The sequence below is a fragment of the uncultured Bacteroides sp. genome, from assembly GCF_905207245.1.
Taxonomy (GTDB): domain Bacteria; phylum Bacteroidota; class Bacteroidia; order Bacteroidales; family Bacteroidaceae; genus Bacteroides.
Genome location: NZ_CAJLKP010000047.1, coordinates 1 through 18598 on the forward strand (window position 1 = coordinate 1; position 18598 = coordinate 18598).

An 18598-nucleotide genomic window follows, 5' to 3' on the forward strand; every position below is an offset into this window, starting at 1 on the left:
CACTTGTAGCTTGTAGCCCGTAGCTCGTAACTAATCAGTTTTGAATGCAATGATATTTTAATAATATGTTGATGTTTATTGATGAAAATGTGGTGCTTTGCAACATTCTCATTATCAATGCAGTTGACCGCGTGGTATTCAGTATACGACAGAACCCTATTCAGTATACGACTGAATGGCATTCACTATACGACTGAATCAGGTTCAGTATACAACTATTCCTTGAACATACATTGTTTGTAAATAATATATTCCTTATAAATCGGGAAATACAACAATATAAGAATTGAGCTGAAAAAGAAACTGTTTTTAGGAAAAGGTACTTCGATATTCCATTGAAGTACCTTTTCTGTTTCATTGATTGTGAAAAGTGCTTATAAATGTATTAGGTAGTTTAAAAGAAGTTATAAAACGAAGGATGGAAACTTTTGAGGATGAAAAAGTTTTTAATTTTGCAAACTATATATAAGTATAGATACCATATATGGAACAACGATATATTTTAAACGCGATAGATGCAGCTCTGCAAGCCGGTGCAGATATACTTGCCATCTATAACGACCCGGCATCTGACTTTGAAATAGAGAGAAAAGCGGATAACTCCCCTTTAACAATTGCCGACCGCAAGGCTCATGAAACTATTACCGGGTTTCTATGCAATACCCCTTTCCCCATTCTTAGCGAAGAAGGCAAACATTTGCCCTATGCAGAGCGTTCCGGATGGGATGCTTTGTGGATTGTGGATCCGCTGGACGGGACTAAAGAGTTCATTAAGCGGAATGGAGAGTTTACTGTAAATATTGCATGGGTTCATAATTCAGTACCGGTAATGGGAGTCATCTATCTCCCTGTGAAGAAGGAACTTTATTTTGCAGATGAGCAACTGGGTGCATATAAACTGTCCGGTATAACTTCGCGCGGAGGCGCCTCACTGGACGAATTAATGGCATCCGCCACCCGACTTCCGGTTATGGCTACAAGAGACAGGTTTGTGATAGTTGCTTCCCGTTCGCATCTGTCGCCGGAGACTGAGGCTTATATTGAAGATATGAAACGCCTGCATTCGGAAGTGGAACTTGTGTCCAGCGGCAGCTCTATTAAAATCTGCCTTGTGGCGGAAGGGAAAGCAGACGTATATCCCCGTTTTGCACCTACTATGGAGTGGGATACGGCAGCAGGACATGCCATTGCACGTGCTGCCGGAATGGAAATCTATCAGGTAGGGAAAGAAGAACCACTTTGTTACAATAAGGAGAATCTGCTGAATCCGTGGTTTGTCGTTGAACCCAAGCGAATGAAAAATTAATAAGATACAGTGTAGTGTATGACATTTGATATAGTATTTGTGCTTTTGGCACTTTTGGGCATGGTTGTTGCATTGGTGTTGGACAAAATGCGTCCCGGAATGGTGCTGTTTTCTGTTGTAGTTTTGTTCTTGTGTGCAGGTATCCTGTCGCCTAAAGAAATGTTGGAAGGGTTTAGCAATAAAGGGATGATTACTGTAGCCATGCTGTTTCTGGTCAGTGAAGGTATCCGCCAGTCGGGGGCATTGGGGCAGGTCATCAAGAAATTACTTCCTCAGGGCAGAACGACAGTGTTTAAAGCACAGCTACGTATGCTTCCTACTATTTCTTTCATCTCTGCTTTTCTCAATAATACCCCTGTTGTCGTTATATTTGCCCCGATTATTAAGCGCTGGGCAGAATCGGTAAAATTACCTGCTACCAAGTTTTTGATTCCTCTTTCTTATGTGACCATTCTGGGTGGTATCTGTACCCTTATCGGGACTTCTACCAATCTGGTGGTGCATGGCATGATTCTGGAAGCCGGTTATGAAGGATTTACTATGTTCGAGTTGGGTAAGGTCGGGATATTCATTGCTATCGCAGGTATTATTTATCTGTTTTTGTTCTCGTCCAAACTCTTGCCGGATGTTCGTACGGATGCGGTGAAATTGGATGATGAAGAGGAAGAAGATAGCAGCTTGCACCGGGTTGAAGCAGTGCTGGGACCCCGTTTTCCCGGTATCAATAAAAAGTTGGGTGAGTTCAATTTCCAGCGTCACTATGGGGCTGCCGTTAAGGAAATCAAACGTAGTGGTCAAAGCATAACGGAGAATCTGGATAACGAAGTATTGCGTGACGGTGACACATTGGTAGTGATGGCGGATGATTCTTTTGTTCAGACGTGGGGCGAATCTTCTGTATTCGTTTTGCTGGCCAATGGCAAGGATAATGAACCCGTTCCGGGAAAAGGGAAACGCTGGTTTGCACTCATCTTACTGATACTGATGATTGTCGGTGCTACGGTGGGCGAACTGCCGGCAGTGAAGGAAGCCTTCCCGAACATCAAGCTGGATATGTTCTTCTTTGTTTCTGTGACTACAATTATCATGGCGTGGGCTAAAATCTTTCCGGCACGTAAGTATACCAAATACATTTCTTGGGACATCCTGATAACAATTGCTTGTGCTTTTGCCATTAGTAAAGCAATGGTCAACTCCGGTGTGGCAGATGTAGTGGCAAGCTATATTATCGGTATGACTGAGCATTACGGACCACAAGTGCTGTTGGCTGCTGTCTTTATCATTACGAATTTATTTACCGAATTGATAACCAATAATGCTGCTGCTGCATTGGCTTTTCCGTTGGCGCTTTCCATTTCTTCGCAAATGGGTGTCAGTCCTATGCCTTTCTTTGTGGTGATTTGTATGGCTGCTTCCGCCAGTTTTTCCAGCCCTATCGGTTATCAGACAAATCTTATCGTACAAGGTATCGGGAACTATAGGTTTACTGACTTTGTCCGTATCGGTTTGCCATTAAATATTATAGCATTTCTAATATCTATATTCCTGATTCCGTTAATTTGGCCCTTTTAATTAGATTATGACAGATAATAATATATATCCGATTTTTGATAGGATGTTGTCGAGAGAAGACAAAGAAGAGCTTCTCGGCCAACATAGTGTGATGATATGGTTTACCGGATTAAGCGGCTCCGGTAAAAGTACGATAGCTATTGCTTTGGAACGTGAGTTGCACAAACGCGGTTTGCTGTGCCGCATTCTGGATGGCGATAATATCCGTAGCGGCATCAACAATAATCTGGGTTTCACCGAAGCCGACCGTGTGGAAAATATCCGCCGTATAGCCGAAGTTTCTAAACTTTTTCTTGATACAGGCATTATTACCATTGCTGCATTTATCAGTCCTAACAATGATATCCGCGAAATGGCAGCTAATATCATCGGACAGGATGACTTTCTCGAAGTATACGTCAGCACCCCTTTGGCAGAGTGTGAACGCAGAGATGTGAAGGGCTTGTATGCCAAAGCACGCAGGGGAGAGATTAAGAATTTCACAGGTATTTCCGCCCCGTTCGAAGCTCCTGTATGTCCGGCGTTAACGCTGGATACTGCAGTGCTCAGCCTGGAAGAATCAGTCAATAAGTTGCTTGAGCTTGTTTTACCGAAGATACAGATTAAAAAGTGATTATATAAAAATGGAAGAATATAAATTAAGCCATCTGAAAGAACTCGAAGCAGAGTCTATTCATATCATCCGTGAAGTGGCTGCGGAATTTGAAAACCCGGTGATGCTCTATAGTATCGGAAAAGACTCCTCGGTGATGGTTCGTCTTGCCGAGAAAGCCTTTTATCCCGGCAAAGTACCCTTCCCGTTGATGCATATCGATTCGAAGTGGAAGTTTAAGGAAATGATTGAATTTCGCGATGAGTATGCTAAAAAGTATGGCTGGAATCTGATTGTTGAGAGCAACATGGAGGCTTTTCATGCAGGTGTAGGGCCTTTTACTCATGGTAGTAAAGTACATACGGACTTGATGAAGACCAAAGCTCTTCTGAGTGCTTTGGATAAGTATAAGTTTGACGCTGCCTTTGGTGGCGCCCGTCGTGATGAGGAGAAGTCGCGTGCAAAGGAACGTATTTTTTCTTTCCGTGATAAGTTCCACCAGTGGGACCCGAAAAACCAGCGTCCGGAGTTGTGGGATATTTATAATGCTCGTGTACACAAAGGAGAAAGTATTCGCGTATTCCCATTGAGTAACTGGACAGAACTTGATATTTGGCAATATATCCGTTTGGAGAATATTCCTATTGTTCCGTTGTATTATGCTAAGGAACGTCCTTGCGTGGAAATGGATGGCAATCTGATTATGGCGGATGATGATCGTCTGCCTGAAAAGTATCGCGACCAGATAAAAATGCGGATGGTCCGTTTCCGTACATTGGGTTGCTGGCCGCTGACCGGAGCTGTAGAGAGCAGTGCTGATACCATTGAAAAGATTGTAGAGGAAATGATGACCACCACAAAGAGTGAGCGTACTACTCGTGTAATTGATTTCGACCAGGATGCCAGCATGGAGCAGAAGAAGCGTGAAGGGTACTTTTAGGAATTAAAAATTGAAGAATTAAAAATTAAAACCTGAGGATTGGAATCTTAAACCTGACCTTTAGAAGTCTGAAGCTCAGGTTTGAGAGAATAAAGGTGACAATTAAAAAGTAAAAAGTGATGGAGAATAACTCTAAATTAGATATTAAGGCTTTTCTGGATAAAGACGAACAGAAAGACTTACTTCGTTTCCTGACAGCCGGTTCGGTAGACGATGGCAAATCCACGCTGATTGGACGTTTGTTGTTTGACAGCAAAAAATTATATGAAGACCAATTGGATGCACTGGAACGCGACAGCAAGCGCATGGGGAATGCGGGTGATCATATTGATTATGCATTGTTGCTGGATGGTTTGAAAGCTGAGCGTGAGCAGGGCATCACGATTGATGTAGCATATCGCTATTTTTCTACTAATAACCGTAAGTTTATCATTGCTGATACTCCGGGACATGAGCAATATACGCGTAATATGATTACCGGAGGCTCAACAGCCAATCTGGCGATTATTCTTGTAGATGCGCGTACAGGCATCATCACACAGACACGTCGTCACTCTTTCCTGGTATCTTTGTTAGGTATCAAGCATGTGGTGCTTGCTGTTAATAAGATGGATTTGGTGGATTTCTCGGAAGAACGTTTCAATGAAATCGTTAAAGAGTATAAGGAGTTTATTGCTCCGTTGAGTATTCCGGATGTAACTTGTATTCCTCTATCGGCTTTGGATGGTGATAATGTGGTGGAGAAATCTGAACGTACTCCTTGGTACAAGGGGATTTCCTTGCTCGATTTCTTGGAAACTGTTCATATTGATAACGACCACAATCTGACAGACTTCCGTTTCCCGGTGCAATATGTATTGCGTCCTAACCTTGATTTCCGTGGTTTCTGCGGTAAGGTAGCGTCTGGTATCGTTCGCAAAGGAGATGAAGTCATAGCACTGCCATCAGGTAAGAAATCACGTGTCAAGAGTATTGTTACTTATGATGGCGAATTGGAATATGCTTTTCCGCCTCAGTCCGTAACGTTGACCCTGGAGGATGAAATTGATGTATCGAGAGGAGAGATGTTGGTGCATCCTGGTAATTTGCCTGTTGTAGACCGCAATTTTGAGGCTATGCTGGTGTGGATGGATGAGGAACCGATGGATCTTAATAAGTCTTTTTTCATCAAGCAAACTACCAATCTGAGCCGTTCGCGCATTGATAATATAAAGTATAAGGTAGATGTGAATACGATGGAGAAGCTATCGATTGACAATGGCCAGTTGACAACCGATAGTCTGCCGATGCAGTTGAATCAAATAGCGCGTGTGGTGTTCACTACTGCCAAAGAGTTGTTCTTTGATTCTTATCAAAAGAACAAAGCTACAGGTGCATTCATTCTGATTGATCCGATAACCAACAATACTTGTGCTGTGGGTATGATTATTGATAGGGTGGAGGATAAAGATATGCACCTGTCCGAGGACCTTCCTGTCTTAAATTTATCGAGGCTGGGCATTGCTCCCGAGCATTATGAAGCTATAGAAAAGGCAGTAAAGGATTTGGAACGTCAGGGGATCACTGTTTTAATTAAAAATTAAAAAATAAAAATTGAAAAATGATACTTGGGGAAATTATACAGCAGCTTTTAGTCCGCATGGCTATTTCTCAATTTTTAATTCTCAATTCTCAATTTAATAACTATGGGTTTACTCGAATTTAATAAACTTCCTATAAACACGTTGGTAGGGGCTGATTGGAAGACATTCAATGCCATAACCAAGGACCGGGAAATAGATGCAGCGTATAAAGGCAAGTATCGTCTGACTAAAGCGGTATGCCGTTTGCTTTCTACTTTGGCTCCTTTGCAGAATGGGCGCTATGAGAAACAATTAGCATCTCGACCTTTAGAACATGATCCGGTATTCATCCTTGGCCATTGGCGCAGTGGTACTACATTTGTGCATAATGTATTTTCGTGCGACAAACATTTTGGCTATAACACCACTTATCAGACCGTTTTTCCGCATCTGATGATGTGGGGACAACCTTTCTTCAAGAAGAATATGAGTTGGCTGATGCCTGATAAGCGTCCCACGGATAATATGGAACTTGCCGTAGACCTGCCGCAGGAAGAAGAGTTTGCGCTTGCCAATATGATGCCTTATACTTATTATAACTTCTGGTTTCTTCCTAAATATCAGCAGGAGTATGCAGATAAGTATTTGCTGTTCGATGATATTACGGAAGCAGAACTGAAAGTATTTGAAGAGGTGTTTGTCAAGCTGATTAAAATATCTTTGTGGAATACGAAAGGAACGCAATTCCTGAGTAAGAATCCACCGCATACAGGACGTGTGAAGGAGCTTGTCAAGATGTTCCCCAATGCTAAATTTATCTATCTGATGCGTAATCCTTATACGGTATTCGAGAGTACCCGTAGCTTCTTTACAAATACTATCCAACCGTTGAAGTTGCAGGACATCAGTAATGAAGAATTAGAAAAAAATATTCTTTCTATTTACGCTAAGTTGTATCATAAATATGAAGCAGATAAGTCATTCATTCCTGCCGGTAATCTGATAGAAGTTAAGTTCGAGGATTTTGAGGCGGATGCTATGGGAATGACCGAGCAAATTTACCGGGATTTGTCCATTCCCGGATTTGCAGAAGCGAAGGCTGACATAGAAAAGTATGTAGGTGGAAAAAAAGGATATAAGAAGAATAAATATAAGTATGATGACCGCACTGTGCAATTGGTTCAGGATAACTGGAGCTTTGCATTGGAGCAATGGAAATACGATATATAATAATTAAAAATTGAAAATTGAAAATTAAGAAATGAATGATTGTGTGTCTATTATTTCTTGATTTTCAATTTTTAATTCTCAATTTAAGAAGATGATGCAGAAGAAAATTTGTATGTATGGTTTGCTATCCGCTTTCTTATGTTGCGGAATGGCATCTGCACAGCAGCAACAGCCTACTGTGGAAATGATTCCATTTGGCAATATGGACCAGTGGATAGATCGGCAGATTAAAGAGTCGGGCATTATCGGTGGCGCAATGAAGAATGTGTATGCCATCGGACCGACAGCAACTATTCGTGAGAACAAAGCTTATACGAATATGGGCGGTTCGCCGTGGGCGACTTCCAATGTGATGGCTCGTGTGGCTGGCATTACTAAAACCAATACCTCCGTATTCCCTGAAAAGCGTGGAGATGGTTACTGTGCCCGTATGGATACCCGTATGGAGAGCGTAAAAGTATTGGGAATTGTTGATATCACGGTGCTTGCCGCAGGCTCTATGTTTTTGGGATCAGTGCACGAACCAATCAAGGGGACAAAAAATCCGCAGAAGATGCTGAATTCCGGTATTCCTTTTACTAAGAAGCCTATTGCTGTTCAGTTTGATTATAAGGTAAAGATGTCTGATAGGGAGAAACGCATTCGTGCTACCGGTTTCAGCCGTATCACCGATGTGGATGGTAAGGACTTTCCGGAAGTGAACCTTTTCTTGCAGAAACGTTGGGAAGATAAGGATGGTAACATCTTTGCCAAACGTGTGGGAACTATGGTAGTGCGCTATTATAATACTACTCCTGATTGGCGTAATAATGCCACTTATTCAATTATGTATGGCGATATAACCGGTGATCCTGCTTATAAACCACATATGATGCGTCTTCAAGTAGAAGAACGTTATGCAATCAATAGTAAGGGTGAAAGTGTTCCTGTGAAAGAAGTGGCGTGGGGAACAGAAGAAGATGTTCCTACCCATTTATTATTGCAATTCACTTCCAGTCATGGAGGAGCATACATCGGTTCTCCGGGTAATTCACTTTGGATTGATAATGTAAAACTGGTATATTGATTTGCTATTAGAATAAAAATGAAGAGGGCGGCTAATTTATCTTAGCCGCCCTCTCTTGTTTAGAGCTTTAAGCTCTTACCCTATATCTTATTCCAGAATCACTACACGGTTCAGATAGTTCTTACCGAACATATTAGCTGTACCACCAAAGCCTACGAGTTCGAGTTGATCTTTGCTTACGCCTTCTTTAATCAATGCATCGTAAACAGCCTGAGCACGTTTTTCAGACAACTTCTGGTTCCAGGAAGCGCTACCTGTAGCCTTGTCAGCATAACCGGCAACCTTATACTTCTTATCCGAATTAGCCTTCAGAATCTTAGCAGCCAACTGAATGTTAACCATACCGTAATCATCGATACGAGCACTACCAATCTTGAAGAAGATAGCACGAGGACCGGCAACTTCAACTTCCTTCACAACTTCCTTAGTTACAGGTTTCACGTTAGCCAAAGCGTTCTTAGCGTTAGCCAGGTCAGCCTGAGCCTGTGCCAATTCACTTCTGTATCTGTTGATTTCAGCGTTGATAGCATCTTGGTCAACCTTTGCGCCACAAGAAATAAACTTCTTGCCACCGAAAGTATAAGTAAGACCTGCACCAACATACACGCCACCTACAGTTCTTGAAGATGACAAATAACCCAGATAAGAAGAAGCTAATTCACCACGAGCTTCAATATCTATATCAAGGTAGTTGTTTACATTGAATTTACCCAATAAACCAGCAGAACCGTTGATATAAGCACCTGTCTTATCATCAGCGCCTGCGGGGCGAACTTTATGCCAAGCAGTACCTGCTTGATTTTCTGCAATTTCGAAAGAGCTTGCACCCTTAGCAATAGTCAAACCGGGACCTGCAAACACAGACAAAGTGAACAAACGGTCAGGATTGTATCCACCAATAGCATTTGAAAGGTTAAACAAACCATCCAAACGAATTTGACCTACATTCTTGTCATTGTTTACTTTTGAACCTACCATGCTACCATCAGCAGCATAAGTACCTTCAGACCATTGTGTGTTAAAGTTAGCTTTCCACAAGCCACCCTGAGCACGCACACCCCAAACCGGAGTAAACCACTTACCAAGAGATACGGTAATATGGGGAGCCGGGTCTCCGAATTTTCCCTCACTCTTACCCGAATTTACCAAAGAAACTCCACCAGTCACGCTCACGAAGATATTGTCTCCGGCTTTTTCGCTGACGAATTTCTCTTTTGTCTGAGCTGTTGCAACAGTAGCACCAGCCAACATCAAAGATAATATTACTAATTTACTTTTCATTGTTTTTTAATTTTTGTATTTCAACTCTTTTTTAATTATTTGCTCCGACCACTCGCTTACTTCAGATAAATCTTGTAAGTAAGTCCGCCGGTAAAGTATTTCATTTTTTGCAATTCTACCTGCGCATGCAAATGGTTGAAAAGCAAATAGGTGGCACCCAACGCAAAATCTTTCGAATCATACTCTGCGATTACCCGCAATTGCGGATGGAAAGAAGGGTTGTAGGTAATGCCTACGGCTGGTCCGTTCAGAGGATAATCGTTGCGGTGGTTGAAAAGATAGGAGAGGTGTACACCTATCGTCTCTTTTCCTACCGGGATATGTTTTGTCGCTGCAATATAGAAGCGGCAAAAATAACCGTTACCGTCAACTGAAGATATCTGCCCATCACCGGATTCAGTATAAGGATCCGAAGCTCCTACTACCACAGCCGGCATATGTTTCCAGAATTGTCCTTCTTTCAAAGCTCGCAGTCGGACAGAGAAATATCTGTCCTGATTTGTAAATCCTGTGTAACCATAAGGACCAAGTCCCAGTGCTTCCGCTTTAAAAAGTGTACATGTGTATGCCACTTCTAACCAGGGAAATATAGTCACATTCAGAAAATAATTGTACGTATGATAGTACCATGTAGGAGGAGTTATCTCCTGATTCAAAAAGTTACCACCAATCATCACCGTTTTGTCCCGTTGCATTTCTGCCGAAGGGGCATGCAATAAACCGGTGGTACCATACGTCAATTGAGCCGAAAGCAAGAGAGGACAACACAGCAATAAACCTATAAGGATTACTTTTCCCAATATATACCTCATCTTTGCTTTCTTTTCATTTTTTATTGCGCTATCTCTTTAAAAATTATTCCCAGATACCACCACCTGCATTCAAATCATCACCATGACCGTGACCATGACCATGACCATGATAGTGGTTGAATGAAGTTTCGCTGTAGTCGAAAGATACACTTACGATACGTCTTGTCACTACATTGATCTTATCTGAGCCGTAAGTGAAATTGTAAGCCTTGTCTTCATATAAGTATGAAACTGTAACATTCTTTAATGCAGACATCGGAGCAACCAGAATAGAGAAAGGAGTAGTCTTCTTATCAAACTCTTTGGTAGGGGCAACACCGCCTAAGTCAGCGTTAATAATATTTCTAACAGCGTCAAGTACTTCTGCAGATACTGCTTTGGTAAGAGTATAAACTTCAGGATTTTGTGATACAACAACTGTACCTTCGTTTACAATGAAGTTTCTTGTAACAAGAAGTGGTTCGCTATCACGGTTCATGATATCCAAACCTGGATATTCTTCATCTTCACCACTCAGTACCACATCTTTTGCATCAGTTTTAGAAGAAGTAGTATACTTCAGGCCATCTGGTATATACTCGGTGTAGCTAACAACTATATTTTTGTAATAAGTAATAGCTTGACCATTAGACATCTTCTGTACATCTATATTAGCTGAAGCTGCTTCATATTCACCAGCTTTGGCAGCAACAGCAACAGTTACAACACCTTCTGCTCCACCATCTATTTGTACGACAGCTTGGTAAACACCATTAGCATCTGTAGTAGCAGTTGCAGTAACAGCACCACTTAAAGCAACAGAGGCACCTGATACAGGAGCACCGGTAATATTGTTAGTTACAGTACCGATAAAAGAGTATACAGCATCCGGTGCTTTATACGGTTTCGTTACATCACCGTTTTCTGAATCATAGCAGCTTGTAAACATAGTACCGACTGCTAAAATGGCTATCGCTAATTTTGCGGTAACACCAAAAAATTTACTTTTCATTTTCATCTCAATAAAAAATTAAAAATTTAATAATTCTGATTTAATAAAATATGGGTTAAAACTATTCTCTGTTCCTATATTATCGTCTACGCGAGGATTAAACGAACGTCCATAAAATTGTTCGTTACCCGCATTATACGACATTCCAAAATATTCCGAGGGTAATACTCTTGGTATATATCCTCTTCTTTTATATTTATAAGGCGGCAGTGCGATTTGAAAACGAAAGCCACCATTATATCCTTTATTTCCGGCATTCTGTACTTTCATACCATAAAAACCGATAGACACATATCTAAAATTACGTACCATATCGAAACGGACTCCTTTTTCACCTAACAGATACTGTTCAACTTTCAAGGAGAGCGATGTATTATACTCAGGCCAGTAAAAACTACCTCCTAAATTCCAAGTTATACGCTTCAAAGGACTTACTTTCCAACGCCAGTTCTCAAAACGTGAACGTCCGGTATAGCCAATGCGTCCTTCTACAGAGAATCGCTCATCTTTAAAAATGTGCTTCGCATCCAAAGTCCCCCCCCAGCGGTAATTATTGAATGATCCGATTGTTGCTGTCAGAAAAATATTGTATGGGAGTCTCACTGATTGAGATAAAGCCACATAACCTTGGCGAACTTGCCCATATGATCTTCCATACTCATTATATACGGGTATAATTACTTGCCCGATAAATTTCATACCTTTCCATAACGAAACTTCAATCGCAGGATTCAAATTGAAAAGAACCTGATATATTTGCGTAATAATCAGATTTTTCAGTTTCAATTCCGGGTATACTACAATATCTACCTTAAACAAAGAACTATTTTTTCTCTTTTGTTTCCGAATCTGTTCCCACGAATCGCCTAAATCGTAACTAACGTCCCAATCCCGACGACTTGCTTCCGGAATACTATCACCGATTACCGGTTTATAGTAAAGAGAAATTTGAGGTACATTATTGTCTAAAACGATTACTCTACATGGCTTTTTATCCGGTAAACCCATCTTTTGGATGACATCTACTGCTTTGCCAATACCTACTCCGTTCAGACGATATGCAGAATTTTGCAAAACGTATACACGTTCTTTGCTGTCTTCCGTCCACCCTACATTTTCAAATCCCATCTCTACTAAAGTATTTACCGTACTTTCTCCTGTTTGGCAAACTCCTTTTAAAGGAAGCAAACAGAATAAAAAGAACGCTGCACATTGTGCTATTGTTTTAGTAGTTAGACACTTTCTCATGTTAGAGTTTCTATACCTCATCTTGTTTATTCAATTTTTGTATCTTTACGACACAAAATACGGTGCAAAAATAGACACATTTTTAATAATACCAAAGAAATTTACATGAAAAAATAAAATAATGTAGCTTTTTTTGCATAATCGTTTCCCTAAGACTACTATTCTTTCCTGAAGACTTTATAACGCATGATTAAGAGGTTGATAAATGACTAATAAATACGATATTTATGCGAGAAATATGACTATAAAAGTAATTCTCGTTATATGTATGTTTTGTAGAAAATGAATTATTAATTGCTTAATACGAAGATAAATATATTCTTTACAGTTTGATGCTAAATGATACTCTTTGTTTCCTTTCTCGTATCTGAAAGGACTCAAGACCGGGTTCTGTCCACATCTGACCCGTATCTTGTCCGTACCTGCTCCGTAGCAAATTCGGTTAGAGGTACTTTCAACCGAATTTGCTACGGAGCAGGTACGGACTAGATACCTCTTTGATATGTTCCTGACTAAAACCAGGCCAATGACTAATTTTGCCAACGGATATACTAATTACTTTCAAAATGCTCTTATATCTAAAGAAATAATTATGTTATGTTTGGAATAAGATCGATTGCTTTCTTCTTACTTTCGTCTACGAGTTTAGCATATATTTGGGTAGTCTGTATATTGGTATGTCCCAGTAATTTGGAAACAGTATACAAATCAACTCCTAAAGTCAGCAACATTGTTGCATGAGTATGGCGGGCTGTGTGGAATGTAATATGTTTCTTAATTCCGGCTTGTTTTGCCCATCTGGGTAAGATTTCATTTGTTCTTCCCAGGGTAATTAATCCTTTGAATATTTTATCGCTATCTTTTGAATTCTCTCGTTTGGGTAACTGTTTTACAGTTTCTTGACTTAATGGTAGAGAAATAGCTTCTTTGGTTTTTTTCTGAATAATATGTAGACGGTAGCTTTTATTTTCATCAATCTCTATATCTCCCCATGTGAGCGCTATAATATCAGAATGCCTCAATCCGCAAAAACAACTGAAGAGAAAGGCTTTTTTTAATAACGTATTGTAAAAAGGAGTTTGTGCAAGTTTTTTCAGTTCGTCAATAGTGAGAAATTCCCTCTCTGTTCGATAGCGATGTGGTTTCTCTTCGTTTTTTATTTTGTCCATTGGATTGACAGATATAAGTTCTTCGGACATTGCATAATTCAGGCTATACCTTAGTATCTTATAATAATAGTTTTGTGTATTGACGTGAAGCAGCTTTTCTTTTTTGCTGTGGGCTTGTCTGACTGTTGTGAGGTAGCTTAAAAAGCCTAGAATATATTCTTTATCTACCCGGTTTAGCTGGATTTCATTGGGGTCGTAACGCTTAAGATGACAGATTACAGCATGCAAGGCGGTTTTACGAACTTCGTTCTCAGACTTTTTTTCGGCTATACTCTGTAAGTAATCGATCAGTTTTATGTTAGTTACTTTATTGACTTTGAAGCCGTAACTTTGATTTTGTAGTTCAATAATCCGTTGAGCCTTAATGGCATTCGCTAATTTTAGCGTTTCGCTATTACGTGCTCTATCCGATTTGCTGTTTTCGGGTATGATATATAATTTCAAGAACTCATACTTTCGTTTTCCATTCATATACATATCAAGGTATATCGATTTACTTCCGTTTGTCAAGTCCTTAACTCTGATTCTTATTGGCTCTTTTATTTTTAGTTCTTCTTTCATATTGCTACTTTGAAATCTTATTGGTTAAATAAATATACATAATGTCTTTTGTGGTAACAATAGGGTAACAAAAATGCGTCTCAAATGATTATGCATTTGGTTTTTATTCTGTTCTATTGCTTCTTTTTGTATTTAAATTATTGAATATTAGAAAAATAAATGCGAATTAAACTTTCTGCAAAGATGTAGAAATAGTAACAGAGCAGCAACAAATATATGATATTATTGTCTAAAAAAGAAACAATATGAATAAGCAATAGTATTGTCTATTATTATGCAATAGACTAAAGGAGAACATATTGTGTGTTTTATTTATCTATCTAAACTCATATTCTCATTTCCGGATAAAAAGCCATGCCGAGTCATTGTTCTCGATAACAATGTGCCCCAAATATCTTTGCTTTATAAGCCGATTGCTGGTGACAGTATACCTGAGTCAACTCGTAAAGACTGGGTTGTCAGTTATAATCTGGGGGATAGTTGGAAAGGTGCTGATAAAGTAAAAAGAAAGAATAGCTCTTTGCTTAAAGTAGATGTTGTGATATACCCGGAATTATCTTTAAAGAACTTGGTAATCACTCAGATATATCAGGTGCTGTTCAATTTGGCATCGGCTGTTGAAGTCTCTTTCTGGAAAGGAATGAGGCTGACAGCTCAAATGGTGGTTCCGATATATAATGATGGATATCCTTATCTATACAATAAAGTGCATCCTGGGTTTATAGGTGTATCACAGGCAGTGAGACTACCTTATAATATATGGGGAACACTGACTGTGGGGCATTTTAGTAGTGAACGTTATGGAGTTGATTTGAAAGTGAATCATCGCTTTGTTCATGATAATAGGTTTGGGGTTGAAGCTCGTATCGGATATACAGGTGCTGCGTACTGGGATGGCTTTACGTGTCATTTTGGAACAAAGAAACAATTGACGTGGTCAGTGGGAGGCTCTTTTTATTGGCCACGATATAATATAGAAACAACAATGAAACTTGAACAGTATTTATTGGGAGAAAAAGGTGTTCGGGTAGATGTTATCCGGCATTTTCGTTACGCTTCTATTGGCTTTTTTGCAATGAAAAGTCCGGATGCAAAGGCCAATGGTGGTTTTCGTTTTCAAATAGCTCTTCCGCCATATAGGTATAAACGGAAAGGGCATATTCCCCGGGTCGCTCCTTCCAGGAATATGGGAATGGCGTATAATGCAGGGAATGAGCAGTATTATTATAATACCTATCGTTCATCGCCGGGCGACAATATTATGCAATCAAATAGTTTTAACCCATATTTTATTAAATCAGAATTACTAATTTATTAATTTAATTTTATTGAGATGAAAAAGAAAAGTTTGTTTGGTATTAACGTTAAATTGACGTTGATGTTAGTGGCAATCTGCGGAATGTTCGCAAGTTGCTACGAAAAAGAAGAATTGACGACTGAGGCGCCAAGCACTGTAGCACCGGTATATAAAATTGCAGGTGTTGTTTCTAATGCAGCTACTGGTGCGCCATTGGAAGGAGTTAAAGTAAATGATGTGACTACTGCTGCAGACGGTACTTATACATTGATTGCTAAGGAAGGTATGAATGTTCTGAAGATTACCAAAGAGGATTTCCAGACAGTAACTACTTCAGTTTACGTAGAAAAAATTGCGAATGGACAAGTCTCTGTTTATACGGCTAATGCAGCTATGTATCCGGGTAAGGATGCTCCAACTTACAAAACAGTGAAATACAACATCAAGGGTACGGCTACTGATGAAAGTGGTGCTAAAGTTGTGCTGACTTCTGTTGTAATTCCTGGATTGGATGTTACACCAACAGGTAACACTTTTGCTGTAGAAGGTATTCAGCCGGGTACTTATTATGCAGTCCTCACGGCAAACGGTTATAAAAATGCTTATGCAACCATTAATATTGCCTCTGTTGCTGCCGAAGAAGGTGAAGGTGACCAGATTGTAAATTCTGCAGTGGCAGTGTTGATGCAGAAAGAAGATGCTGCTAAGGTTGCAAGGTATTTTGTATGTGGTTTTGTGACTAATGAAGAAGGTGCTGCTGTAAATGGAGCTGAGGTGAAGGTCAATATTGGTACATCTACAGATAACTTGATAACAAATGGTTATGGTTACTTTAGTGTAGAGGTGCCTGCGGAAAATGTAGCTCCGACTACTTTGGCTGTTGTGACTGTATCTAAGGGAGGCTATGCTACGCAAGCAAAAGCCGGTATTATTAAATTTGTTGAAACGGGTGCTACTTCTGTTACTTCTTTCGAAATCGTATTGAAAGTGAAAGGTGGTGAGCCTGTTCCTCCTGAAGATCCAAGTGTGGGCGGTAATACGGAGGTTGAGGTTCCTATAGACAAGGCGGAAGAAACGACGGTAGAAGATATAAAAAAGACGGAAGATGAAACTGTTGTAAAAAAAATCGAAGAAATAGCGAAGGAACTAGGTGTAGATGTTACAAAGGAGTTTCCTGTTGTTCCGGTAGAAGAAGAGTTGAAGGTAGAATTGGTATCTAAAGAAGTTGTTATTGATGAAGAAACAGGGGAAATGACATCGGAAACCAAAGATGTTGCTGACCAAATAGTATTGCCTGCCAACACGAATGTTTATTACGTTGGTGGATTTGCAGAGGTAATCAGTGTAACCCGTGATATCCCTGCAGAAAAGGCTACAGCATCTGTACGTACCTATGAAGGTAAGCCGAGCGGTACGGTATTCTCTAAGCCGATGGAAATCAAGTTCCCGGCTCCTGTGACCATTACGGTAGAACCTGATTATGTATTAGGTGTTCTCTATCTGGATGAAAAAACAGGTGAGTGGAAAGCTGATGCAGGTAACTACGCTGAGTATGATATGACTTCCAAAACTTTTGTTGGTAATATCAGCCACTTCTCTAAATTCCGTTTTGGTTATGAGTCTGAAATCAATTCGAAAGAAAGTACCGTCTTGAAGGATGATCCTATCAATAAACCTTGTTACACAGGTTCAGCTTCTGCTAACGTAACTGTAAATGGAAGTTATATGGGTGGAACGGCATACGATGAAAAGACTCCCGATATGGCTGTAGAAGCAGCTTTAAGTGGTATGAATGCGGAAACTAAGAGCTATGTAACAACCCTGCTGAAAAATATGATTAAAGTGGATTATGCTAATGTTATGCCGACTAATGCCTATGTGAAAACAGCTCTTTCTACGACTATTGTAGTACCTGCATACAAACAGATTGATAGCTTTAGTCTGGAAAGAAAACAAGTTAAGAAGTCTTATACTGTTCATGTAATCGATAAAAACAAGAAAGTTATAGATGTAACTGTAGTGGTTAAGAGAATTGTTTCTTATACCTTGACTCCGAATTATGCCATCGGTCATACTCACGGTCATGGTGGTAATGGAGAAGACCTGAATGCAGGTGGTGGCATTATTAATTTCGAATAAATTACTCTTGAATAACGCAATTGAGGCGAAGCATGAGATTATACCTAATGAGAATGAAACGGATGTTTATTACAACGCTGCTTGTCAGTGTGTCATCCATGCTTTCGGCTCAATTGACTTATGGAACTACCGGCTTGCTGCATGCTCCTTCGGCAGAAATGCAAAGGGATAAAACAGTGATGCTGGGAGGGAACTTTATGAATAAGGAGATAACTCCTCCTACGTGGTACTATCATACGTACAATTATTTTTTGAATGTAACCATCTTGCCGTGGATAGAGGTTGCGTATACTTGCACTCTCTTTAAAGCGGAAGCATTAGGTCTAAAGCCTTACGGTTACTCTGGTTTTACTAACCAGGACAGATATTTTTCTGTCCGGCTGCGAGCTTTGAAAGAAGGACAGTTCTGGAAATATATGCCGGCTGTTGTCTTTGGTACATCAGACCCATTTACCTCATCCGGAGGTGGAGAAGTAGGTTCTACAGAGGGAAACGGATATTATAGTCGTTTTTATCTGGCGGCAACCAAACACTTTGCAATAGGGACGGAGGAAATCGGGGTACATCTCTCTTACTTATATAATAAGAGGCGGGAGTATAAACTGAATGGAATAGCGGCAGGTGTCAGTTATAATCCGACTTTTGCGCCTGATTTAAGAGTGATTGCGGAGTATGACTCAAAAGATTTTGCACTGGGTGCCACTTATTTGCTTTTCAAACACTTGCATATGCAGGTAGAATTGCAAAAAATGAAATACTTTACCGGCGGACTTACTTACAAGATTTATCTGAAGTAAGCGAGTGGTCGGAGCAAATAATTAAAAAAGAGTTG

Annotated in this window: 15 protein-coding genes; 10 read left to right on the top strand and 5 right to left on the bottom strand. The window is 40.1% G+C overall.

Annotation, left to right across the window (positions count from 1 at the left end; translation table 11 throughout):
- Positions 1 to 484 precede the first annotated feature (484 nt).
- From cysQ to QZ135_RS14500, 7 genes are all read left to right on the top strand, one after another.
- Positions 485 to 1306 (top strand): 3'(2'),5'-bisphosphate nucleotidase CysQ, encoded by an 822-nt coding sequence (cysQ, locus tag QZ135_RS14470; RefSeq protein ID WP_294610636.1) that lies wholly within the window; start codon positions 485 to 487, stop codon positions 1304 to 1306.
- 18 nt (positions 1307 to 1324) lie between these two features.
- Positions 1325 to 2878 carry an SLC13 family permease gene (locus QZ135_RS14475; RefSeq protein ID WP_294610638.1) on the top strand — a complete coding sequence of 518 codons (1554 nt, stop codon included), beginning with the start codon at positions 1325 to 1327 and terminating at the stop codon, positions 2876 to 2878.
- 7 nt (positions 2879 to 2885) lie between these two features.
- The gene (cysC, locus tag QZ135_RS14480; protein WP_294610641.1) at positions 2886 to 3491 is read left to right on the top strand and encodes an adenylyl-sulfate kinase; all 606 of its coding nucleotides are present in this window, start codon (positions 2886 to 2888) and stop codon (positions 3489 to 3491) included.
- Positions 3492 to 3501: 10 nt separating this feature from the next.
- Entirely contained in the window at positions 3502 to 4410 is a 909-nt protein-coding gene (gene cysD / locus QZ135_RS14485; RefSeq protein WP_294610643.1) for a sulfate adenylyltransferase subunit CysD, read from the top strand.
- A 119-nt stretch (positions 4411 to 4529) separates the two neighbouring features.
- Positions 4530 to 5993 (top strand): sulfate adenylyltransferase subunit CysN, encoded by a 1464-nt coding sequence (gene cysN / locus QZ135_RS14490; protein ID WP_294610645.1) that lies wholly within the window; start codon positions 4530 to 4532, stop codon positions 5991 to 5993.
- Positions 5994 to 6095: 102 nt separating this feature from the next.
- Complete coding sequence (locus tag QZ135_RS14495; protein ID WP_294610647.1) at positions 6096 to 7202, top strand: sulfotransferase; 1107 nt, start codon at positions 6096 to 6098, stop codon at positions 7200 to 7202.
- Between the two features lie 91 nt (positions 7203 to 7293).
- The gene (locus QZ135_RS14500) at positions 7294 to 8268 is read left to right on the top strand and encodes a PCMD domain-containing protein (RefSeq protein ID WP_294610649.1); all 975 of its coding nucleotides are present in this window, start codon (positions 7294 to 7296) and stop codon (positions 8266 to 8268) included.
- Positions 8269 to 8355: 87 nt separating this feature from the next.
- Here the strand turns inward: QZ135_RS14500 and QZ135_RS14505 are convergent, their stop codons facing one another.
- The 5 genes from QZ135_RS14505 to QZ135_RS14525 form a co-directional block, all read right to left on the bottom strand.
- The gene (locus tag QZ135_RS14505; RefSeq protein WP_294610651.1) at positions 8356 to 9549 is read right to left on the bottom strand and encodes an OmpA family protein; all 1194 of its coding nucleotides are present in this window, start codon (positions 9547 to 9549) and stop codon (positions 8356 to 8358) included.
- Positions 9550 to 9605: 56 nt separating this feature from the next.
- Positions 9606 to 10352: a YjbH domain-containing protein gene (locus QZ135_RS14510; protein WP_085938347.1), complete on the bottom strand. Its 747-nt coding sequence runs from the start codon at positions 10350 to 10352 to the stop codon at positions 9606 to 9608.
- A gap of 52 nt (positions 10353 to 10404) precedes the next feature.
- The gene (locus QZ135_RS14515; protein WP_294610653.1) at positions 10405 to 11352 is read right to left on the bottom strand and encodes a hypothetical protein; all 948 of its coding nucleotides are present in this window, start codon (positions 11350 to 11352) and stop codon (positions 10405 to 10407) included.
- Positions 11353 to 11370: 18 nt separating this feature from the next.
- The gene (locus QZ135_RS14520; protein WP_294610655.1) at positions 11371 to 12621 is read right to left on the bottom strand and encodes a hypothetical protein; all 1251 of its coding nucleotides are present in this window, start codon (positions 12619 to 12621) and stop codon (positions 11371 to 11373) included.
- 569 nt (positions 12622 to 13190) lie between these two features.
- Positions 13191 to 14330, bottom strand: a complete 1140-nt coding sequence (locus QZ135_RS14525; RefSeq protein ID WP_294610657.1) for a site-specific integrase — start codon at positions 14328 to 14330, stop codon at positions 13191 to 13193.
- Positions 14331 to 14712: 382 nt separating this feature from the next.
- Here QZ135_RS14525 and QZ135_RS14530 point away from each other — a divergent pair, with 382 nt between their 5' ends.
- From QZ135_RS14530 to QZ135_RS14540, 3 genes are all read left to right on the top strand, one after another.
- Positions 14713 to 15648, top strand: a complete 936-nt coding sequence (locus QZ135_RS14530) for a hypothetical protein (RefSeq protein ID WP_308758122.1) — start codon at positions 14713 to 14715, stop codon at positions 15646 to 15648.
- Between the two features lie 15 nt (positions 15649 to 15663).
- The gene (locus QZ135_RS14535) at positions 15664 to 17766 is read left to right on the top strand and encodes a carboxypeptidase-like regulatory domain-containing protein (protein ID WP_294610663.1); all 2103 of its coding nucleotides are present in this window, start codon (positions 15664 to 15666) and stop codon (positions 17764 to 17766) included.
- Positions 17767 to 17828: 62 nt separating this feature from the next.
- Positions 17829 to 18563: a YjbH domain-containing protein gene (locus tag QZ135_RS14540; protein WP_294610769.1), complete on the top strand. Its 735-nt coding sequence runs from the start codon at positions 17829 to 17831 to the stop codon at positions 18561 to 18563.
- The last annotated feature ends 35 nt before the right edge of the window (positions 18564 to 18598 follow it).